General features: G+C 45.7%; 17 protein-coding genes and 1 pseudogene. 6 read left to right on the top strand and 12 right to left on the bottom strand.

From position 1 onward, the window contains the following. Window positions 1-8: 8 nt before the first annotated feature. From H8S65_RS21250 to H8S65_RS21060, 3 genes and pseudogenes are all read right to left on the bottom strand, one after another. Window positions 9-1,571 carry a peptidylprolyl isomerase gene (locus H8S65_RS21250; RefSeq protein ID WP_186930204.1) on the bottom strand — a complete coding sequence of 521 codons (1,563 nt, stop codon included), beginning with the start codon at window positions 1,569-1,571 and terminating at the stop codon, window positions 9-11. A 99-nt stretch (window positions 1,572-1,670) separates the two neighbouring features. After that, a complete protein-coding gene (locus H8S65_RS21065) occupies window positions 1,671-2,063 on the bottom strand; it encodes a hypothetical protein (RefSeq protein WP_255489186.1) in 393 nt (130 codons plus the stop codon). Window positions 2,064-2,211: 148 nt separating this feature from the next. Beyond that, window positions 2,212-2,379, bottom strand: a pseudogene (locus H8S65_RS21060) (D-Ala-D-Ala carboxypeptidase family metallohydrolase); the annotation flags it as partial. Window positions 2,380-2,597: 218 nt separating this feature from the next. Here H8S65_RS21060 and H8S65_RS11955 point away from each other — a divergent pair. Together H8S65_RS11955 and H8S65_RS11950 are read left to right on the top strand one after the other, a co-directional pair. Further along, a complete protein-coding gene (locus H8S65_RS11955) occupies window positions 2,598-3,233 on the top strand; it encodes an outer membrane beta-barrel protein (RefSeq protein WP_255489185.1) in 636 nt (211 codons plus the stop codon). A gap of 207 nt (window positions 3,234-3,440) precedes the next feature. Beyond that, the gene (locus tag H8S65_RS11950; RefSeq protein ID WP_186930203.1) at window positions 3,441-3,935 is read left to right on the top strand and encodes an META domain-containing protein; all 495 of its coding nucleotides are present in this window, start codon (window positions 3,441-3,443) and stop codon (window positions 3,933-3,935) included. 437 nt (window positions 3,936-4,372) lie between these two features. On the opposite strand, the gene guaB is transcribed toward H8S65_RS11950, so the two are convergent. The 5 genes from guaB to tig all read right to left on the bottom strand — a co-directional run bounded on the left by guaB (window position 4,373) and on the right by tig (window position 11,570). Then, on the bottom strand, window positions 4,373-5,848 hold the full coding sequence (gene guaB / locus H8S65_RS11945) for an IMP dehydrogenase (RefSeq protein WP_186930202.1): 1,476 nt from the start codon (window positions 5,846-5,848) through the stop codon (window positions 4,373-4,375). Window positions 5,849-5,874: 26 nt separating this feature from the next. Continuing rightward, window positions 5,875-8,055 carry a DNA helicase RecQ gene (recQ, locus tag H8S65_RS11940; protein WP_186930201.1) on the bottom strand — a complete coding sequence of 727 codons (2,181 nt, stop codon included), beginning with the start codon at window positions 8,053-8,055 and terminating at the stop codon, window positions 5,875-5,877. Between the two features lie 26 nt (window positions 8,056-8,081). Beyond that, a complete protein-coding gene (gene clpX, locus H8S65_RS11935) occupies window positions 8,082-9,311 on the bottom strand; it encodes an ATP-dependent Clp protease ATP-binding subunit ClpX (RefSeq protein ID WP_186930200.1) in 1,230 nt (409 codons plus the stop codon). Window positions 9,312-9,361: 50 nt separating this feature from the next. After that, a complete protein-coding gene (gene clpP, locus H8S65_RS11930) occupies window positions 9,362-10,027 on the bottom strand; it encodes an ATP-dependent Clp endopeptidase proteolytic subunit ClpP (RefSeq protein ID WP_186930199.1) in 666 nt (221 codons plus the stop codon). Window positions 10,028-10,214: 187 nt separating this feature from the next. Next, window positions 10,215-11,570, bottom strand: a complete 1,356-nt coding sequence (tig, locus tag H8S65_RS11925) for a trigger factor (RefSeq protein WP_186930198.1) — start codon at window positions 11,568-11,570, stop codon at window positions 10,215-10,217. Between the two features lie 326 nt (window positions 11,571-11,896). Here tig and rbp point away from each other — a divergent pair, with 326 nt between their 5' ends. After that, entirely contained in the window at window positions 11,897-12,139 is a 243-nt protein-coding gene (gene rbp / locus H8S65_RS11920) for an RNA-binding regulator (protein WP_008149986.1), read from the top strand. A 69-nt stretch (window positions 12,140-12,208) separates the two neighbouring features. Continuing rightward, on the top strand, window positions 12,209-13,114 hold the full coding sequence (locus H8S65_RS11915; RefSeq protein ID WP_186930197.1) for a CPBP family intramembrane glutamic endopeptidase: 906 nt from the start codon (window positions 12,209-12,211) through the stop codon (window positions 13,112-13,114). Here the strand turns inward: H8S65_RS11915 and lptB are convergent. Beyond that, window positions 13,111-13,863 (bottom strand): LPS export ABC transporter ATP-binding protein, encoded by a 753-nt coding sequence (gene lptB / locus H8S65_RS11910; RefSeq protein ID WP_186930196.1) that lies wholly within the window; start codon window positions 13,861-13,863, stop codon window positions 13,111-13,113. The genes H8S65_RS11915 and lptB overlap by 4 nt on opposite strands. Window positions 13,864-14,293: 430 nt before the next feature. Between lptB and H8S65_RS11905 the strand changes: the two genes are divergently transcribed. Beyond that, entirely contained in the window at window positions 14,294-15,040 is a 747-nt protein-coding gene (locus H8S65_RS11905; RefSeq protein WP_186930195.1) for an MlaE family ABC transporter permease, read from the top strand. 3 nt (window positions 15,041-15,043) lie between these two features. Next, on the top strand, window positions 15,044-15,832 hold the full coding sequence (locus H8S65_RS11900) for an ABC transporter ATP-binding protein (RefSeq protein ID WP_186930194.1): 789 nt from the start codon (window positions 15,044-15,046) through the stop codon (window positions 15,830-15,832). A gap of 100 nt (window positions 15,833-15,932) precedes the next feature. Here H8S65_RS11900 and H8S65_RS11895 read toward each other — a convergent pair whose 3' ends face one another. From H8S65_RS11895 to H8S65_RS11885, 3 genes are all read right to left on the bottom strand, one after another. Continuing rightward, window positions 15,933-18,041 carry a hypothetical protein gene (locus tag H8S65_RS11895; protein WP_186930193.1) on the bottom strand — a complete coding sequence of 703 codons (2,109 nt, stop codon included), beginning with the start codon at window positions 18,039-18,041 and terminating at the stop codon, window positions 15,933-15,935. A 47-nt stretch (window positions 18,042-18,088) separates the two neighbouring features. Beyond that, window positions 18,089-20,935, bottom strand: coding sequence for a glycosyl hydrolase (locus H8S65_RS11890; RefSeq protein WP_255489184.1), 2,847 nt, complete (start codon window positions 20,933-20,935; stop codon window positions 18,089-18,091). Window positions 20,936-21,153: 218 nt separating this feature from the next. Continuing rightward, window positions 21,154-22,941 (bottom strand): RagB/SusD family nutrient uptake outer membrane protein, encoded by a 1,788-nt coding sequence (locus tag H8S65_RS11885; RefSeq protein ID WP_186930191.1) that lies wholly within the window; start codon window positions 22,939-22,941, stop codon window positions 21,154-21,156. Window positions 22,942-22,954 lie beyond the last annotated feature (13 nt).

Raw genomic sequence — 22,954 nt, 5'->3', positions numbered from 1 at the left:
TCCCTTTATTATTTCTTTGCCATTTTACTCACTTTCTTCACCAGCTTCCGGTTTATTGTCACCGGGTATTTCCGGTTGAGCTGCTCGATCCATTCGGCTTCCGCCTGGGCTTGCTGGTCCATCGGCTTGTTCCAGACTTCCTTATTGCTGATGTCGAACAACAGGATGCCATCCCGGTATTCTTGCATAAGAAGTTCGAACTCCGGATGTTTTGCCGTCAGATTCTTACGTTCGGCAGTGGTCACGATGTCGCGGATAAAAAGGTCGTAAACTTCCTGCATGAAATCTCCCGCATACGATTTTGTAGAGAACGGGCATCGCTGGATATAATAGGCGAACTCGCTCTGGGGGAAGTCCGTGCCATTCAGATGGAACAAGGTCTTGTCCATCTCTTTCGCCTTCTCGTAAAAAGCAGGATCGGACGGGAAATAGTCGTTGCACAAGGCTTGCAGTTCGGCATAGGCTTCGGGATAGAAGCGATAGCCGTATTCTTTTTTCATCCGTTCATCGAACGCACCGTAATATTCGAAGTTCCGTTCTCCCTGCGCCATCTGGCGGGACCAACCTTTTTTCTTATCATCGAAAGAAGGAAGACCTTTCTTCTCGATCAACTTTATGACGTGATAGCCGAAACGGGTTTTCACCGGACGGGACAATTCCCCCGGAGTGTCCAAGGCGAAAGCAGCCGCCTCGAAGGGTTCGACCATCTCGCCGACACCAAAAGCAGGCAGCTCGCCGCCCCGCTTGGCAGACCCTGCATCAGACGAATATTCTTTTGCCAACCCGGCAAAGTCAGCTCCGTCTTTCGCTTTCCGGTAAACTTCTTCCGCACGCGCCAACGAGTCTGTGAGGACATGCGCTACACGCACCAACCCCGGATTCCGTTTCCGGCTGTGTATTTTTATGATATGGAAGCCCATAGTCGTCCGAACCGGTAGAGAGACGGAGCCGACGGGCATCGAATAAGCGACATTTTCAAAGGCCTTAACCGTTTGCATCGGCAGCAGGCTGTGTACATATTCATAGCCGACATTTTCCTTATCGGCGTCTTTCAGTTCTTCGCCTACAGCGGCAAAATCCTCTCCCGCCTGAATACGCTTATAGGCCTCGATCGCTTTCCGATACACGGGAACCGTATCTTTCGACAACGTACGCTGCGGCAAGCGGAACAAAATATGGCTCAGTTCCAGCACTTCGCCATACCGGTCATATACGGCACGCACGGCCGCTTCCTCTCCATCCTTATCCGACAGATAACTTGAAGTCAATTGGGCCCGATAGCCATCCAATTCATCTTTGAACGCTTTCGTCTTATCCAGCCCCAAATCCTCCGCTTCCGCCACTTTCAGTTTGAAATTTTTGAACAACTCCACGTATGCGTCCACGGATTTACGGTCGGACAGGTTCACTTCGCTATTCTTTTGTGCAATAAAAATAAATTCATCCAACGGGATCTGCTTTCCGGCAACCGTCATCACGACCGAGTCGGCCGGAATCTGCGCATTTCCTGTCATACAAGCGAATACCAAAGATAATACAAGCAACTTCTTCATTAATCCTTCTTTTACCATATCACGATATCGTTTACAAAAATAACACTAATCTAACGGAGATGCAGCCTAAAAAGTACGCAGGCCCGTTAAATTAGTGTTTTTTATCAAATATAGCCTTCATTTAAACATCTCATACCGTGACCGCCCTGCCAAATAAGCGGCAACGGCCAAAAGAATCCCCCATAAAAAACGCCGTCCCCCACTCCTTTCTTTTGTCTTCTCTTCGTGTTCGGAGCTGACGGACAATCGTTCGACCTGTTGTTGATAGTCGTAGACCAATTGTTGCAAACTGTCGCACGAAGCGGAAACGAACAGCGTGTCGTGGAGGAACCGGACGGTCGCCGTCGCCTGTCCGCTCCTGGCGGTGTAAACGGCGGCAGGCGGCAGTCCACGCAGTCCGGCAGCCGGAATTTGCAAGTCGGCACGGCTTTCGGGGACGGCCATTTGCCGGATCGACAGGCGGGTGGTCCGGCGCAAGCTGTCCGAACTGGCGACGCTCCTGTCCGACATTTTCCGCGATGCACAGGAGGAAAAAAGAATGAGGGAAAGACAGCTTGTTTTCGAGCAAAACATCCAACAGATGCCGTGCGCCGAGAGGCGTATAACAGTCGGCCGCTTCGCCTTTGGTGTGCTGCGAAGCGGCGACGCCACCGACCAGGCGGTTTACGGCGGGATTGCGGAAACCGCTGGTGACGATGATCGGCGCACCGAGGCATTCGCGCAGCGGTTCAAGCACATCCACCGCCAGCCGTTTCAAAGCCGCCAGTTCGGTTTCGCCCGGCGAATTGTCGAGGCCGTTTTCTGTAGCCGCATAACTGCGCGTCAGTTCGCCGATGACATGGATCGGGCGGATCTTAACGGATAAAATAATTTAAATCCGCTTTAATCCGTTTCATCCGCGCCATCTGCGAGCCTGGTTCTTAAGCGGGACATTTAGTTTCACATCTGCAATATTTTCATTTATTTTTCATCAAAATTTGTAAAAACAAGCACGTAGCGTTAATAATTTCATTACATTTGGAACAACCATAAAAAGAGAGTGATATGAAAAAGACATTTATTTTACTTGCATGTTTATTATTGTTTCCTATGTTATCACAATCACAGCTAAAATCGGGGATTGTAGCCGGTGGAGGTGATAGTTGGATGCATAAATCGAAAATCAATTCTCTGTTATCATCAGGAGAAAGAGATTTGAAATGGGACCATCGTTTTAGTTTTAATGTCGGATATCAATTCCAGTATGAATTTAAAAATCATTTTTTAATTGATGCTGCTCTATTGTATCAAGCAAGGAGAGTGAACATAGCTTTCCAAGAGCAAAGAATTTATCATAACACTAATAATGGTGAACAGCAACCGGAGGGCGCTATTTACGATAATACAAAATTATTTAACGGATTATCGTTGAATTTTGTCGCCGGTTATAAACTTTGGAAAGGGTTAAAGGCTGGAATTGGAGTGGAACCGACAATTTATTTTAATACGAAAGCCAAAGCTAATTTGGAAGATAATAAATTCGACATTCCTCTTGTTGTGAAAGTAGGTTATGATTTCAACTGGTTCCAAGTCGACCTGTCTTACAAAAATGGATTTAAACGGATTTACTGGAATCATGTAGTTGGCAATACGGAGACAAGAGACCTGCAATTATCGATTTTTGTCCCGATTTTCAAATGATGGGCTGGCATGGGAAAAGAAAGCGGATGCTGCCGGAAGGATGGTTTATGCGGAAAGCGGATTTTTTGCATGCCTGTGACGGATTAATTTTATCGGTTTTGACGTTATCTTTTTGTTTTGCCATGATAATTAATTAATTTTGAGAATCGTTAGCCTTGAAGCTAAATCGGAGTTGGAAATATTTTAACTTGTAATTATAATAGGACTATGGCAAATCTAAGTTTGAAGCTACTGATAAAAATATCTCTGTTATTTTGCCTGGCTCTCTGCATGGCTTGTGACAGTGATTCGGAGACTCCGCAAAAAGAGACTCCGCAAGAAGAGATTCCGATTGAGGCGGAACTGCAATGGCAACTGGGCGCAATCATTGAAAATGGAGAAAAACTGGCAACGCCTGGAAATTACATGTATGCATATTTGATTTTTGAAGATAATGAAAAATTTGAAGGTCGTGTCGGCGCAAATCAAATAAGGGGTACATTCAAGACAAATCCTACAACTGGCAAAATCTCTATGGAATACTCCATTACTCAGGTAGCGAGTTTGGAACCTAATGTTATGGAATTCGAGGAGATGTATATGAAGTTGTTCCATAAAATCACATCCTATGTATATACAGATTTGGACAATGACTTGAAATTGTATTATGGGGATAATAGCTATTTACAGTATCAATCATTAGTCAGGGTTTCATACCCGTAAATGCTCAACTAAGAGAATATGAGTCTGATAGACGCAAATATAATTTTGACGCGGATTATGCGAATAACGCGGATTAAACACCTGAAACCTATTTTCTTATCCGCATTATTCGCGTAATTCGCGGCAGTCTCACGCTTTTTTGCGTCCTGACGCGTTCTTTTAAAATAAATTCATATTATTTATCAAAACAAAAGGTCGTAACGCAACGCATGTACGACTATACGTTTTTCTTTGTGCAACTGTCCGTTCGTGAGAATCTGACAGTCGTTTTTAAACAGCTTGTTTTTTGTGATGATAACCCCCTCCGAAAACCTGCTGTCAAAAGGTTGCTCCGTATCAACCGGCTTCATTGCCGGGATGCGGGCGACCTTTTTTTGTTTATATCCGGATATTCCTTATCCCGGACTCGTGTTAGTTAAAGACAAGATAGTCAAAACCTATTCTCCCCGGCTGTAATTCGGGGCTTCCTGCGTAATAGCCACGTCATGCGGATGGCTTTCCAAGACTCCCGCATTCGTGATACGCGTAAACTTGGCATTATGCAGTTCGCCGATATTATGCGCTCCGCAATACCCCATTCCGGCACGTAATCCGCCTACCATCTGGTAGATGACTTCATACAACGAGCCTTTATACGGAACGCGGGCAGCAATGCCTTCCGGGACCAGCTTTTTCACATCGTCTTCCACATCCTGGAAGTAGCGGTCTTTCGAACCTTTCTGCATTGCCTCCAACGAACCCATCCCACGGTACGACTTGAACTTACGTCCGTTGAAGATGATCGTTTCGCCCGGCGATTCTTCGACACCGGCCAACAATGATCCCATCATGACAGAAGATCCGCCGGCTGCAATCGCTTTCACGATATCACCCGAATAGCGCAGGCCGCCATCGGCTATCAACGGGACGCCTGTGCCCTCAAGCGCCTTCGCCACATCGTAGATGGCTGACAGTTGGGGAACGCCCACACCTGCAATCACGCGGGTCGTACAAATGGAACCCGGGCCGATACCCACTTTTACGGCATCCGCACCGGCTTCTACCAGGTATCTGGCTGCTTCGCCCGTAGCGATATTACCGACAACGCAATCGATATGCGGGTACTGGGATTTGATCTGCTTCAACACGTCGACAACCCCTTTGGAGTGTCCGTGGGCCGTATCGATCACCAGCGCATCCGCACCGGCTTCAACCAAAGCAGCCACACGTTCGAACGTATTGAAGGTTACGCCTACGCCGGCAGCCACACGCAGGCGGCCTTTTGAATCCTTGCAGGCGGTCGGTTTATCTTTTGCCCGTGTAATATCTTTATAGGTAATCAGGCCGACCAGCTTGTTATGGCTGTCGATAACCGGAAGTTTTTCGATCTTATGCTGTTGCAGGATGCTGGCGGCTGCTTCCAGATCGGTCGACTGGTCTGCGACGATCAGGTTCTCTTTTGTCATCACCTCGTCGATCGAACGGTTCATGTCCCGCTCGAAACGCAAATCGCGGTTCGTGACGATACCCACCAGATGGTCCGATTCGTCGACGACGGGAATGCCTCCGATCTTATACTCCTTCATCATTCCCAAAGCATCGCCGACGGTCTTGCCTCTCGTGATGGTGACGGGATCATAGATCATACCGTTCTCGGCACGTTTCACACTCTGGACCTGCTTGGCCTGTTCAGCGATCGTCATGTTCTTATGGATCACGCCGATACCGCCTTCGCGAGCGATCGCGATTGCCATCTTCGCTTCGGTAACCGTATCCATGGCTGCCGAAACCATCGGGATATTCAAAGAAATGTTGCGGGAAAACTTTGTCGTAAGATCGACATTCCGGGGGAGAACCTCCGAATAGGCCGGAATCAACAATACATCATCGAACGTTAATCCGTCCATGACCACTCTGTCTGCAATAAATGACATAGAACTTATGCTTTAATAATTATTATTTAGTTTGCCATTTCCGACAGGAACTTAATACGGACGAGGCGAATCTCTTCTTCCGTATAGTCGCCGCCTAATTCTTCGATGGCATCTTCCAGATCGTCTGTTTCCGAATCCTTGAAGTATTCATAAATGTCATCGATATGATCTTCGTCCATCACGTCGTTCAGGAAGTAGTCGATATTGATACGGGTTCCGGAATAGACGATCGCTTCTATTTCATCGAGCAGTTCGTTAAATTCCAATCCGTTCGTCAAGGCAATCTCGTCTAACGCCACCTTACGGTCGATACGCTGGATGATCGAAACTTTCAGTTTGGATTTGTTGGCAACCGTACGGACGCGAAGGTCTTCGGGACGTTCGATTTCGTTTTCTTCCACGTGTTTCTTGATCAGTTCGACAAACTCCTTGCCATATCTTTTTGCCTTGCCGGCTCCGACACCGGGAATATTCTGCAATTCATCCAATGTCACCGGATAGGTGGTGGCCATCGCTTCCAGGGACGGGTCCTGGAAAATAACGAATGGAGGCACTTCCAGACGTTTGGACAGCTTCTTGCGCAAATCCTTCATCATCGAATAGAGGATCGGGTCGACGGCACAGGTTGCTCCGCCGCGTACTGGTACTTCTTCTTCCTCTTCGTCGAATTCGTTATCTTCGGTAATCTTGAAAGAGACAGGTTTCTTTATAAACTCTTTCCCTTTATCCGTAATCTTCAACAGGCCGTAGTTTTCGATGTCCTTGGCCAGATATCCGGCAATCAAAGCCTGACGGATAACGGCATTCCATGTCTTTTCCTCTTCATCCGAACCGGAACCGAAAACTTCCAGTTCATTGTGTTTGTAAGATTGTATTTCGGAGGTCTCGTTGCCGACCAACATATTGACAATATATTCTGCCTTGAATTTTTCCTTTAACGTACTAATTACTTCAAGTACGGCGCTTAATAATTCCTTTGCTTCCACTTTCTTTTTTGGGTTCAAACAATTATCACAATTTCCACAATTTTCTTCCAGGTATTCTTCACCGAAATAGTGCAACAAGACTTTCCGCCGGCATACGGACGTTTCGGCATAAGCGGCAGTCTCTAAAAGCAACTGCTTGCCGATCTCCTGCTCCGCCACCGGTTTCCCCTGCATGAATTTTTCCAACTTCTGCAAGTCCTTGTAGGCATAAAAAGCGATGCACTGGCCTTCACCGCCATCACGGCCGGATCGTCCGGTTTCCTGGTAATATCCTTCGAGGCTTTTGGGAATATCATAATGGATGACATACCGCACGTCGGGTTTGTCGATCCCCATACCGAAAGCGATGGTAGCAACGATCACGTCTGCTTTTTCCATCAGGAACGCATCCTGATTGTTCGAACGCTGCTGCGAATCCATGCCGGCATGATAAGGGAGCGCCTTGATGCCGTTTGCTTTCAGGATATCGGCAAACTCTTCCACTTTCTTGCGGCTCAAGCAATAGATAATACCGGATTTCCCCTCTTTGGACTTAATGTATTTAATGATCTCGCGGTCGATATTCGCCGTTTTCGGACGAATCTCATAATATAAATTAGAACGGTTGAAGGAGGATTTAAAAACAGAGGCGTCGATCATTCCCAAGTTTTTCTGGATATCGTGCTGCACTTTCGGAGTGGCTGTCGCTGTCAGGGCTATCAACGGACGTTTCCCGATTTCGTTTATGATCGGGCGGATACGACGGTATTCCGGGCGGAAATCATGTCCCCATTCGGAAATACAGTGCGCTTCGTCGACAGCATAAAACGAAATATTGACTTGACGCAGGAACTCCACATTTTCATCTTTGGTCAATGACTCCGGAGCCACGTAGAGCAACTTCGTCCGGCCTTTACGGATATCGTCTTTTACCTGGTCGATAGCCGATTTATTCAAGGATGAGTTTATGAAATGGGCAACCCCGTCCTCTTCGCTGAAATTGCGCATGGCATCCACCTGGTTTTTCATCAGGGCTATCAAGGGAGAAATCACAATGGCCGTCCCCGGCATCATAAGAGAAGGCAGTTGATAACACAAAGATTTTCCTCCTCCGGTCGGCATCAACACAAAGGTATCATTTCCTGCCAGCACATTTTCGATGATCGCTCTTTGATTACCTTTAAAGGTATCAAAACCAAAATGTTTTTTGAGCTCTTCTGTTAAATTATCCTTCTTCGCCATACTATTTATATTTTAAAAACCGCCGGTCAGGCCATCTGCAGACGGTTTACGTCCGATTTTTCAAACTTTTCCTTCGCATACTCCAGCGTGACATGGAGCTTCTTTTTATTTGCGGACGGCATGCTGTACATGGCATCCATCATCACAGCCTCCACAATGGAACGTAAGCCGCGTGCTCCCAACTTAAATTCAAGTGCCTTGTCGACTATGAATTCGAACACGTCCTCGTCAAATGTCAGTTTAATATCATCCATCGCAAACAATTTGATGTATTGCTTGATGATCGAGTTCTTCGGTTCCGTCAGGATATTACGAAGCGTGCTCCTATCCAACGGGTTCAAATAGGTCAGGATAGGGAGACGCCCGATGATTTCCGGAATCAGGCCGAATGATTTCAGATCGGTTGGCGTGATATATTTCAGCAGATTGTTGCGATCCACCTGCGCTGTGTTTTCGTTTGCGGCGTATCCTACTACGCGGGTATTCAAACGCTGGGCGATTTTCTTCTCTATTCCGTCGAAAGCGCCACCACATACAAACAGGATATTCTTCGTATCCACAGCAATCATTTTCTGTTCCGGATGCTTGCGTCCTCCCTGCGGGGGCACGTTGACAATGGAACCTTCCAAGAGTTTCAGCAAACCCTGCTGCACACCTTCACCGCTTACATCACGGGTAATGGAAGGATTATCGCTCTTACGGGCGATCTTATCTATTTCATCGATAAAGACGATACCGCGCTGTGCCGCTTCGACATCATAATCGGCAGCCTGCAGCAGGCGGGTCAAAATGCTTTCTATATCCTCCCCTACATAACCGGCTTCTGTCAGGACCGTCGCATCTACGATGGCGAACGGGACATGAAGCAATTTGGCGATCGTACGGGCAAGCAGCGTTTTTCCTGTACCCGTAGCTCCCACCATAATAATATTCGATTTCTCGATTTCGACATCATCCGATGTCACTTTCTGGATCAAACGCTTGTAGTGATTATACACCGCAACCGACAGATACCGTTTCGCGTCGTCCTGCCCTATCACATATTGATCCAGAAAGGCCTTAATATCCTCAGGCTTCGGCAGATCTTTCTGGTTCAACCCGAAAGAACTCCCCTTGCCAGGCATTTGTTCTTTTACTATTTCGTACGCTTGCTGTGCACATTCATCACAGATAGCGCCGGAGATTCCGTTAATCAACATATTAACGTCCCGGCTACTGCGCCCGCAAAACGTACAGCTATCGCCTGTTTTGGCCATTCCGTATTTGTTTTTTTAAGGGGCTTTTGACACTGCCCCTTACATTAATATTATTTGTTACGAACCAGAACCTTATCGACCATACCGTAAGCCAAAGCCTCCTCTGCCGTCATCCAGTAGTCACGGTCACTATCGTGTTCAACCTTTTCATAGGGCTGACCGGAATGAGTCGATATGATTGTGTAGAGTTCCTTCTTTACTTTCAGGATTTCACGGGCTGTAATCTCGATATCCGAAGCCTGTCCCTGCGCGCCGCCTAACGGCTGGTGAATCATCACGCGGGAATGAGGCAACGCCATACGCTTGCCTTTCGTTCCGGCTACCAGCAATACCGCAGCAAAAGATGCAGCCATACCGGTGCAGATAGTCGACACGTCGCTACTGATAAACTGCATCGTGTCATAAATGCCATATCCTGCATAAACAGAGCCGCCCGGCGAATTGATATAAATCGAAATATCCTTGCCCGGATCGCTTGAATCCAGATATAACAACTGCGCCTGGATTACATTTGCCGTATAATCGTCAACCTGCGTACCTAAAAAAATGATACGGTCCATCATCAACCGTGAAAAAACGTCCATCTGAGCAACGTTCAATTGGCGCTCTTCGATAATCGTCGGAGATATGTAACTGCTGGTTATATTCATATAACTGTCCAGTGCGTTACTGTTCATCCCTAAATGCTTCGTTGCATACTTTCTAAAATCTTCCATAATCTATAGTCTTATTGTGTTACCGAAAAGTCATAAAAAAAGGGATTCCCCTCTTACTTATCGGAATAACAAAGTTATAAATAAATTTCTGAAAGAAACAACTTATTTGCTGTCCGGTAAGATATTTTTTCGAGAGAAAGCCCTTTTTAGACAGAAAAAGCAGCCTTAGCTGCTTTTTCAGGTAGTCTTATTCTTCAAAAAGTTTGTTAAACTCGTCGGGTGTTACTTCTTTTGTATCCAGCTCGACCTGTCCTTTCAACCAGCCTGCCAGTTTTTCTTCAACCGCACGGTCGATGATGTTCTGCAATGTCTGCTTGTTTTTCAGAATGTCTTTGGCATAGTTGGCCAATACGTCTTCCGGAACGGAAAGCATTCCATACTGAGCGAACTGGGCTTTAGCTACACGTTTGGCGAAGTCTTCGATGTCAGCATCTTCAACTTTCAATCCGTTTTCTTTCACTATATTTTCTTTGATCAGCTGGAATTTCAAGTCTTCTATAATCCGAGGATATTCTTCGTCGATCTTTTCTTTCGTGTTCTTTTCATTTGCAATCAGCAACCAACGTTTCAGCAGGTCTTCAGCAAATGCCAGTTCACCGGCTTTCTGGACCAGCAGGTCGCGGGCGTCGACCAGGAACTTGAAGTCGCTCTGCGGAGTGAACTGTTCAGCCAGAGCTTCGCGGATCTTGTTCTTGAATTCTTCTTCGCTGGTGACAACACCGTCGCCAAACACTTTGTCGAACAATTCTTGGTTCAGTTCCGCATTCTTATGACGAGTCACTTCTGCGATTTCAAAGCTGAAATCGCCAGTGATACCGCTGACGGCTTCTTTATCCACTTTCAGGAAAGAAGCGATTTCTGCTTCTGCGCCTTCGTATGCCTTGTTCGGATTGAATACTATTACGGAGTTCTTCTTTGCACCGATGAATTTGGCTTTTTCAGCTTCATCCTTAATATACATCGGCATCAAAACAGCATCTTCGACAACGATACCGCCTTCTTTCGGAGAACCGTTTTCCTGTTCGGCAACCGTGCCTTTCACCAAGTCTTTTTCTTCTACATCCTCAACCTGGTCGTACGCTCCGAAGTTAGCCTGATAAGCCTCAACTTGTTTGTCGATCATTTCATTGTCGATATTCACCTGGTAATAAGGAACTTTGTCATTTTTGGACAGTTCGATCTTGATTTCCGGAGCCAAAGCCACATCAAAACAAAATTCGAAGTCTTCCTGAGTATCGAAGTTGATTTCTTTCTGTTCAGTTTCGTTAGGCAGCGGTTCGCCCAAAATGTTCAGTTTGTTTTCACGGATATAGTCGTACAGGTTTTCAGAAACCAATTTGTTGATTTCTTCAACCAATACATGCTTACCATACATTTTCTTTACCATACCCATCGGGACCATCCCTTTACGGAAACCCGGTACATCTGCTTTCTGACGGAAGCTGCGAAGGCTCTTTTCAACCTTGTCAGCATAGTCAGCCTTCACTATTTCTAATTTCACAATGCCTTTTGTGGCATCAATGTTTTTAAGCGAAACGTTCATTCTGAATGATTTATTTAATTAATAGTCTTGTTCGAATTTTAGGGTGCAAAATTAGACTTATTCTTTTAATCTCGCAAATTGTTTGCTTAATTTGTTATAACCGGGATAAATTTAGGAGCAATATTATTTTTTCCAAGCTAATATGTTGTTTATCTAAAATAAATGCATTTCTTTGCGATGTGAAAGGACATTAACGTTGAACGTACCTAACATTGTTTTTTATTTCTTCATTTACTCGTTACTTGTTGAATATCTCTCACTGTTACGAAATTCCGGTTTAGTACTTTCATTAAGTAACAATTTTATTTTTTTAATTTTCTATTTTTATGAATATTTATGTAGGTAACCTGAACTATCGTGTTCGGGAAGATGATTTAAAACAAGTAATGGAAGAATACGGTACGGTTGAATCCGTAAAGATCATCAAAGACCGTGAAACAGGCAAATCAAAAGGTTTTGGTTTCGTTGAAATGCCGGACGATGAAGCAGCCAAGAAAGCGATCGCCGAGTTGAACGAAGCTGAATACGAAGGCCGTCAGATGGTAGTAAAAGAGGCTCGTCCTAAATAATTACTTTTCCGGAAAGAAATAAGAAACTTCTGCTTATCTTTGAGCAGAAGTTTTTTTATGCTCAAAAATATGTTCTTAAAAGGTATATATGCCGGAAAACCGGCCATCTTTCAATTGACCGTCCTGCTCCTGTTGGTTTTGGCGGGCGCAGTTTTCTCCTCGCTGATTGCAATGGGATTATTCTATATGATCTATGGTTTGCATGCCGATATTACGCTGTATCCGGACATGATGCGTTTGTTGCAACTTATTTCAGCCATCGGGACATTTCTTTTTCCGGCATTGGCACTTGCGTGGCTTTGCAGCAGCAATCCAAAAGAATATCTATCGATCGGGAAAATGCCGAAAGGACAGATATTGCTTCTCACGTTTCTCAGCGTTTTTTTGCTCTCCCCTTCCATCAGCCTGACCGGAATACTGAATAAGCAGATGGAGCTGCCTTCTTTTATGGAACCGGTAGAAAACTGGATGCGGTCGCAAGAGGAAACGGCCGAACAGTTGACCCTGAAATTGCTGGCCGGAGGAGGGATCATAACCTTGTTTTTTAACCTGATCGTCATCGCGGTGGCTGCCGGCGTTACGGAAGAATTCCTTTTCAGGGGCGCTTTGCAACGGATAATCGGGAAATGGACGCAAAACCATCATATCATTATCTGGAGTGCAGCCATCATTTTCAGTGCTTTCCACATGCAGTTCTTCGGCTTCCTGCCACGTATGCTATTAGGAGCTTATTTCGGATATTTACTTTATTGGACCCGGAATATCTGGATACCGGTATTTGCCCACTTCGTTAATAATGCATTTGCCGTCATCAGCATGTCGGATGCCAAATTAAAAGACAACGAATTCATTACCGGAGATATCTCCACACAAAATCTGTTGCCTTACACAATCGTGGCAATCGTTGCGCTGTTCTTCTTTGTCCGTTGTTGCAAGAAATTGAAAATTAGCGGATCGCCTATTCTTAATTCTTAAAAGTCTTTTTTGCGGAGAACAAAATCCTTGCCTAAATATTTCTCACGCACAATTTCATTTTCGGCCAACTGCTCGGCTGTTCCCTGGAAAAGCACTTTTCCTTCGAACAACAAGTAGGCACGGTCACAAATACTCAATGTCTCATACACATTGTGGTCCGTGATCAGAATCCCGATATTCTTATGTTTCAGCTTCGCGACAATACTCTGGATATCTTGCACCGCAATCGGGTCTACTCCGGCAAACGGTTCATCAAGCATGATAAATTTCGGATCGATAGCCAGACAACGGGCGATCTCGGCACGCCGGCGTTCACCTCCGGACAACTGGTCGCCTAAATTCCTCCGCACCTTGTTCAACCCGAATTCGGCAATCAGGCTTTCCAGTTTCTCTTTCTGGTATTCGGGAGTCGTCTCTGTCATTTCCAGTACGGAACGGATGTTATCCTCCACCGTCATTTTACGGAAAATAGATGCCTCCTGAGCCAAATAACCGATACCGTTACGAGCGCGTTTATACACCGGAAACTTCGTGATTTCCATATCGTTCAAAAATATCTTTCCCTCATTGGGAGTCACCAAACCCACCGTCATATAGAAAGTTGTCGTTTTCCCGGCTCCGTTAGGTCCGAGCAATCCCACGATCTCCCCCTGTTTCACATTGATCGAAACATGATTCACAACGGTACGCGTCTTATATTTCTTAACGAGGTCCTCCGTACGGAGCACCATTTGTTGTTCGTCTGCCATATCCAAAAATCTTTGCCACAAAGAAACGGAATTAATTCTTTCCATACAACACAAAAAACAGAGATTAACGCCCCCTTCCTTCCAACCATCCGCCCCATTCTTTCGCCACTGGGCATCAAAACCGTCCGGACCCGCTTGTTATTCTTCCCGATATGCTCTATCTTTCTTTAATCGGCGCCGGCAATTATATAATCACCGGCGCTGATTTTATAATCGCCGGCGCTGATTATAAAATCGCCGTCACAGATTAAAGAATAAGTATGCAAACAGATAAAAACAACCGGACATCGGACTACTTTTGTGCGGTATGAAGGGAACTTTATGCAACCGGCTGCCTGGCCAATGATTTTGTTTGGGGGATAATGAACAGTTGTTCCCAGATTTGCGTTATATTTGCAGACTGTAATTGAATAGTAACATATAAATAATAATGAATAAAGCATTACATCAAGTAGGTGAATATGTCATGTTGATGGGGAAATGCATCTCCGTTCCAAACCGGTGGAGCATGTTCTTCAAGCAGCTGATAAAGGAAATATACAAATTAGGAGTCGATTCTCTTTGGATTGTCATTATCATTTCCATTTTTATCGGTACGGTTATCGCTATCCAGATTTCACTGAACATCAGTTCGCCGCTTATCCCTAAATTCACGATCGGATACACGACACGTGAAATTATCCTGCTCGAATTTTCTTCTTCCATCATGTCATTGATCCTGGCGGGTAAAGTCGGTAGTAACATTGCCTCCGAGATCGGGACCATGCGCGTGACGGAGCAGATCGACGCAATGGAAATCATGGGGGTTAACTCCGCCAACTTCCTGATCCTGCCGAAGATGGTCGGTATGATGACTTTCATTCCGGTACTGGTTATCTTCAGTATGTTCACCGGCATTTTGGGAGGTATCGCAGCCAGCCATTCCACGGGAACGGGTATGACACCCGCCTCTTTCGAATATGGTTTGCAGTTCTATTTCAATGAGTTCTACATCTGGTACTCCATCATTAAATCCGTTGTGTATGCGTTTATTATTTCATCCATAGCCGCTTATTTCGGTTATAATGTAAAAGGCGGTGCACTGGAAGTAGGCAAAGCCAGTACGAACGCAGTCGTTATGAGCAGCATCATGATTCTGCTCGCCGACGTGCTATTAACCAATATAATGTTGACATAAGGAATGGTAGAAGTAAAACATATTACTAAGTCCTTTGAAGGACGGGTTGTCCTGAATGACATCAGTGCTGTCTTCGAAACGGGAAAAACAAACCTGATTATCGGGCGAAGCGGTTCCGGTAAAACGGTTCTTATTAAAAACATTATCGGATTGATGCGCCCGGACTCAGGAGAAATCCTGTACGACGGACGTGACCTGACTTCGATGGGCAAGCATGAACTGAACATGTTGCGCCGTGAAATGGGTATGCTGTTTCAGGGATCGGCCCTGTTCGACAGCATGACGGTGTTGGAAAACGTCATGTTCCCGCTGGATATGTTCTCAAACGACACTTATAAAGACCGCCTGAAACGTGCCCAGTTCTGCCTGGATCGTGTCAACCTGTCGGAAGCCGGCCACCTCTATCCGTCCGAAATCAGCGGCGGTATGATGAAACGCGCCGCTATTGCCCGTGCGATCGCCCTGAACCCGAAATACCTGTTCTGTGACGAACCGAACTCCGGCCTGGACCCCAAGACTTCGCTGATTATCGACGATCTGATCCACGATATCACTGCCGAATACAAAATGACAACTATCATCAACACGCATGATATGAACTCTGTTATGAACATCGGTGAAAACATTATCTTTATCAAAGAAGGCGTGAAAGAGTGGCAGGGCAACAGCAAAGAGGTCATTACTTCCAAAAACAAAGCATTGAACGACTTTATCTTCGCTTCAGATCTGTTCCGCAAGGTTAAAGAGGTCGAGGAATTCGAACTGAAGGAAGAAGGACAGAAAGCAAAATAATAAAATATCCGATGCCCATCGGATGAAAAACCTATGGGCATCGGGTTGGAAAGGGATAGGCATCGGATTATTTTCTGATGCCTATTTTTTATCTATATCCTTAAAAGGCCGGTTTCAAGCCCTCCCATTTCACACTCCACTGTCCGTTTTTAGGGAATCCGGGATTTTCTTCCAGGCAACCGTCCCAACCGGCACACATCATTGCGACAACGGTTAGCAGGCCACCATTTCCCGGTAAGTAAAGCGGAAGTCCTTCATTCTGGAAATTGTGTCCATTAGGCAGATAAGTATTTTTCTGAACATTCTTCAACAAGGCTTCCAAAGCCCACTCCGGCTCATTCAAGCGGATTGCAGTCATGGCGATCAAAGGGAAATCCCATCCCCAGGTTTCAGCCCAGTCCCAATTGTCCAGAACATGGCGCAACGTTTTATGCATAACCACCTTGTCCAAGTAAGCCGATGCCGGAAGGAAACCATAAGCAGCCAATTGAGTCGGATGCCCTCCGTCTTTCTCCAATACTGATTCAGCCTCGACATAAACGCCATTGACAATAGGCCAGGGAGCCATCTGATCTGCCATCCGGTCCCAACCGGCATTCCGTTTCCGCCCCATCCGTTCTCTCCAATCATTAGCCTTTTTCAAGCCCCAACTCCAATATGCCAGTTCGAAAGCAGGATTGATATTTTCCCGGAATGTTCCATTGTTTCCTTCACGAGCGGAGATTATCGGAGGTCCCAGAACATAGCATTTCCGGGAGGCATCCCAATGAGCATAATCGAACATAAACTCTGCTGTCGCATCTATCAGGTCGCCGAACCGGTTCAATGTCTCCTGTGTCGGATTTTCCCGATAAAGCAATTCCGCATAAAAAATCGGATGCGGCTGCTGCCAGACCAATAAGGGGCCGACACCGGAAGGAGCCTCCATACCGTCCGGACCGATCATCTTCGGCCAACGGACTCCTTTATATCCTTGCGTGGCAGCATACGATTTTGCCACTTCAAAAATCTCATCATACCAGCCTAAGGTATTCGACAAGTAGTCGGACCGGTTCCACAGAGCGAAATGAACAGAATGCCACCAATGCATCTCCAGATGGAATTTCCCATACCAGCTATTGCAGGTCAAACCCGTCTCCTGAGGCGGATACTGTTGCCGGGACTGGATAGCGGTCAAATACTGCGACAGAACGATCCGGCGTTCCAGTTCCTTCCAACGACGGTCTTTACTGCCCGACAGATCGACAGCACCGCCGCTCATCCAGAAAGTTTCCCATGCCTGTCCGTTTGCCCGGACAGCAGAGGCATAATCATCGGAAGTATTCAACGTGTTTTCATCTGTAGAAAAATCGACTAACAGCGTAAACTCATCTTTACCGGAAAGTAATTCCAGGAAATAGTTATGACAGGATGTTTCTCTCAATGCAGCCTTCACGGATGTCCGTATACGGCAATAATAGACAAAATCATCCGTCTGATGTTTAATGAGCCAATCGTTGTCACCACTTCGGACAATCCAGGACCGATGGCCGTCTTCTATATCCCAGACAGCCGGTTCCTTGCCAAATGCAACACTGGGAAAAGGGAAACATATCCGTACTCCCAGCCTCTTTTCGGAAAAGAGAGGAGATTTCAAACGATAGGCCAACTCATCCTTATCCGGATGACAAAGTGTCGTGACTTCTACAGGAGAGCCGGACAGCTTAAAACGGCTTTCCAACGTTCCTTCCCAAACATTCAACTGCTGACAAGATTCACTCAGTTCCCTCTCCGAAAGCGTCTTTCCTTCCGTCTTCTGCAAACCGATCAAAGCCAATCCCGTTTGATGGGGATTGGCGCGAAGATATTCATGACCGGGAGAAGAGCCGATCGGATAAGGGACTTTCTTGCCGTAAGCATCCACATATTTGAAGACATCAGACAACTGATAGTTTTCCGTATTCGGAAAACGATGCCAGCCCCATTCCGACATTGTCGATAAAGGAATCCCTTCCCTGTACAATTCCGGGAAGGTTTGCATCCCCGTTACGTCGGCTGTATAGCAGAAGCGTCCGTTCCCGACGGAAAGAGGGGAAAATTTGTCAATATGCGTCTGTGTCACATTATGGCGCATGACAAGCGCTTTCCGGTCTATCTTGTTACTTCCTGCCATTCCCGCACCATAGCAGGCAAACAGGAAAGTAATCATAATCAGTCTTTTTATATTCATATTCCGCTTCATTTTTGAAGGTATTATATCATTGGTATTCAATCTTCCTACTTCTGTTCCACCGCAACCTGTATCGTCACTGGCCCCAATAAACCGGAAGGTTCCAACGTAATCTCGGATACGGCGTTTCCCCTAAAGTCATTTCCCAAAACGATATTCGTCTGCGTATACTTAGTTGGAGCCACCGCCATCTCATCACCTGCAACCCGGTTAAACCAGGAATTGGTCACTTCCACAATCACATCGTTTTCTCCTTCCTTCAAACCGTCTGTTATATCCACACGGAAAGGCTTTGTCCAGACAACTCCCTTGTCTTTCCCGTTGATACGGACAGAGGCAATCCCGACATCCTTTACATTTTCGAGTTGCAGGTAATACCGATTTGCAGGATTCTTTTCAAAATTAGCAGTAAATTTTTTATTATAGACTGCTGTTCCCGAATAATATTTGATTCCTTTATCCGGATGTGTCGTCCAATCTATTAATTCCGGGAAGACAACAGATGACGGACCTCCCCATTTCGGATCGAAATTGACAGTCCAGGCGCCATCCAACGTTTGCAAAATCTCATAATCAGGATCATTGCTGGTTTTCGCACCTTGTTTGCTTCGATTAATCTCCTTATGGAACACCACGAACATAGAACCGTAAGGTTCCAACGTCAAGGGGACGATCGTCTTTTCATCTTTCTGGGTGAAAGCTCCGGCCTCACGTATCTCTCCGGCAAGGGCATCCCATAATTCCGGCTGTAGTCCCGATACCCGGAAACATGCGTTGATCTTTTGGCGTTCCGCAGTCTGATTACTAACAAAATAAACATGAGTATTATCGATCACATAATGGATGTAATCAAAATCCGTCTTACTATCGTTTCCTTCGACAGCGAAATCAACCGGTTGGTTTCGGGAAAGAAGGTATTCCCTGGCACTTATCCCCCAAGAGACAAACCCCTTGCCATATTTATTCTGTCCAGTTGTCCCGGTTGCCGTTCCCCAAAGCATGTCTGCCAATTGTTTGAATTCAGCAACACCCTTCTCTCCTCCGGACAGTGATACGGCTTTCTGTGGTTTCGGGCCGAGAACAGAAGCTCCTTCTTTTACCAACATTTCCAGCTTCTTCAATACAGGTAACGACAAGATCCGATGATCCGGTAAAACCAGCACTTTATATTTCCTGCCACCCGGAACAACGATATCACCATTTTCGACATTTAATTTCATCAAAATGTTTTCATCCGTCACATCATAATCAAAACCGAACATCGCGCCGGGCATATCCGAATGTTTAAACGGATAGACATTCGGGACGTGATCGCCATAATAATAAAGGATATCAGCAACGAATGTTCCTTCTTGCGCCAACATCTGTACACGGTGCATGTAATCGATGAAAGGAGCCGATTTACTCCACCAGGTAACACGCGGGTTCACATGTGTACCGGCAAAATATTCCTGTCCCGGTATTCCCTGTTCCGCAGGGGAACAAGTAAAAGTATGGAAATACACCCGATTCAGACCAGCACATATTTCATGGTCGAATGCCGATTTCTGGTCGTGCCACAGTTCATCGTTCCAATGCGGGCCGATCGTCGTGAAAGACTCGGCTCCCACAATCTTCTTTCCATAAATATGAGCAGCGGAAGAGGCCTGCTTGATAAAGAAACGGTCTTGCGGTCGCGGACGGTGCGGGGATGGCGACCAGAACTCGCTCATCACAATATCACTGAAGCCATAATTCTTAATGCCATCCAACGGTCCGGCATGGGGTCCTGCCGACTCCGGTTGAATTCCCATGTTATGCTGATGGGCATGTTCGGCAAAACGAGCGTAATGATTCGTGGCGACCAGATGTGCTATCGTCTTGCGGAAGTCAGCCAGAAAAGCATTTGAAGTGTCGATATTATCCACGACATGCCCGGCAATAAGAGGCAAATATAGTTTCAAGTCGTATCCGCAATATGAACGGAACTCATCGGCAAAAGCATCTGTCCAGTTCATTCCTCCGCATTCCCAGCTATCCGTCTCCATAAACTTCAATGTCGAGCCTACATGCTTTTCACCCGCAGCCTGAAGGATCGGGTCTACGATCGTATTCCAATAATAATCGAATGCTTTCCGATCCATGTAATCCAAGACATTGCCTTGCCAATCCCTGCTGGAGGTCGAAACTTCGGACCGGGTACAAGTATAACCGATACGCATAATATTCCAGTCGCCTTCAGGAGCGTCCCAGCTAAGCAAGCCTTTTTCATCCATCTGCCCTGTAAGGTCGACTATCCGGGCCATATCAACAAGATATATCGTTTTATCTAATTTCTTTTCTCTGCCACGCGAATTGTTCTCCAATAAAAAACGGCAGTCGGGAGCAGAGCCTCCCAGTTCGTGAAAACCTAACTTCAGATCCAGATTACCGACCGGTTCGTCTGTTTTGTTTTCTTTATTCGATGGAAAAGCAAGGACGACAATATCCTTGTAAAATCCTTTATGGACTTCAGGTTCCGCCAATTGCAAACGGAGCGTTTTTCCTCCTGCCGCCTTTTGCTCGGAATAAGTCAGTTGCTTGGCTGCATACTGCGGAGTGACACACGGCCCACCCAGGTTCCATCCACTCTGGATATTGAAACCGATTTCCAATCCTAAACGCTTGGCCTCATCCAAAGCAAAGACAAAAAGATCCGTCCATTCCTCACTTCCGAAAAGCGGTCCGGCAGGAATATCCTTATTCCCCCGCTGATTATGTCCACCGGCATCAAAGATCATCGCTCCCTGGAAATTCTGGGATTTCATCGCTTCCAAATCTTTCGTGATAGCTTCTTTTGTCACGTTTCCATTCAACCACCACCACCAGCAATTGACACCATAGGTTCTATCCGGTTGCTGAAAATTGCTTTTCAAATAGTCATAGTCAATTTGTAATTTCCTATCTGCAAGATCCTTATCCGACCCCGTACAGCTAAAGAGAAAGCCAAGTAACACAGCTTCCCAACATATCGTTTTCCAACTCATCACTCACATCTATTATCTATCTTAATAATCAAACCCGCTAAAATTTTATTCATGATCTGATTCATAAAATTTTAGCGGGTCTTAGTAAAAATCACTATGCTAACCGATTAATTCCAACCCGGATTTTGTTCCATCACAATATCCTTATTCGTATCGATTACAACCTGGGGAATCGGCCATAAATTGAAATTCTTGGTCAATGTCGCTCTCGGATCATCCCAGTAAGCGTATTTCTTAATCCGGTCTACAGCAACGGTTCCACCCATACGCAACAGAGTATTCCAACGACATTCTTCATACACCAGTTCACGGGCACGTTCATCCAGTATCAAGTCGACATTCACATCCGATGCCTTTACCAGATAGTCACACTGCGCACGCTTACGTAATAAATTAATATCATCTGCCGCACCGGCATTATCACCGGAACGCATCTTGGCTTCCGCACGTAACAAGATAGTTTCCGGAAGACGTATCAGGTATTCGTCACGGAACAGGTTACTTCTGTTCTCTCCGGCATTCAGCCCTCTATATCTATCCGTGGATATTTTGCAGGAAATCGGGAAACATTGTGTCCAAGCGCCATCTCTCGCGTCCTGACTTTCTCCTTCTTTATAAATAACGCTCCAAGGGACAGGCACACCATAATAAGGAGATGAAGGCATATTTCCCAACAAAGTACGTCTGAGCACGGCTTCCGAATTACGAAGATCTTTTTCCCATTTGCCATCATAAACAAGATCTCTCGTATATTCCGTCGGGGTTACTTGTACGATGCCACGACCTCCGACATCCTCCATTGTTGAGTTCAAATGGGCAGACATAGGATCTCTGTAAACAGGGCCAAAAGAACGGGAATACTGCAATTTAGACTGTCCATCTTCTGCCTTATAAGCATCATAATCAATCTGGGCTACCCAAATAGCCTCTTTGTTACCTTCCTGGTAATTCTGGTTACCTTCCTGGAACAAATCCCAATAAACATTCCCTTCTACCGGATAACCGGCAGCTGAATATAAATGATCAGGAGTTTGCATGTCTTCCGCCGTTGCATAATAATAAACCGGATCTTCATTCGCTCTGGAACCGAAACGTTCCGTCATTAAACTATAAACCGAACCGTCAATCACATCATTACCATAAGCAATCGCTTTCTGATAAGCAACAGGAGCCTCACCGCTCTTGCCTTCCTCTTCCAAAGCGAGAGCTTTATCGAGATACAGCTGGCAAAGATTATGCAGAGCAGCACCCCTGACCAGGCGTCCCGGAGTTCCAGTCGTCTCCGGCAAATCATTCAAGGCCGCTTCCAACTCATCTATTGCAAACTGATAAGTTTCAACACGGCTGCTACGCTTAAAATCATAACGCGGTGTCGTTGTAATTTCCGTCACAAGGGGAACACCTCCATACAATTCCCCTAAATTCCGAAAAGCAAAAGCTCTGAAAAAACGTGCCTGGGCGATCACATATGATTTTTCAGCATCCGAACTCCAGGATATCTGGGGAAGTTCTGCCGCATACAAAGCAAGATTCGCTTTCGATATCAATTGATACCAATGTGAATAATTAATATAAAAAACTTCCGTAGTTGAATTCAATATACTATAATCATTGAAACGGTTACTACGACGGATAGTAGCCACGTCAAACATATCCGTTCCGTTTCCTCCACGGAAGACAAAGGCGGTATTGCTCTCTTCAACCATACACATCATGACACGTATATGAGAATAGCAACCAACCAGAACCTGGTCTACCTGTTCAGAGGTAGAGAAGACATTATCTATCGTATAAAATGTCTCAGGGTCTTCTTCCAAAAAACCGGAATCATCACAACTACTGAGTAAACTAACACTCAGCAGGCCATAAACACTATATTTTAATAAGTTTTTCATTTCTGTATTATTT

The sequence above is a fragment of the Parabacteroides hominis genome (assembly GCF_014287585.1).
GTDB classification, from domain to species: Bacteria; Bacteroidota; Bacteroidia; order Bacteroidales; family Tannerellaceae; genus Parabacteroides; species Parabacteroides hominis.
This window is presented reverse-complemented; position numbering and strand designations above follow the sequence as displayed.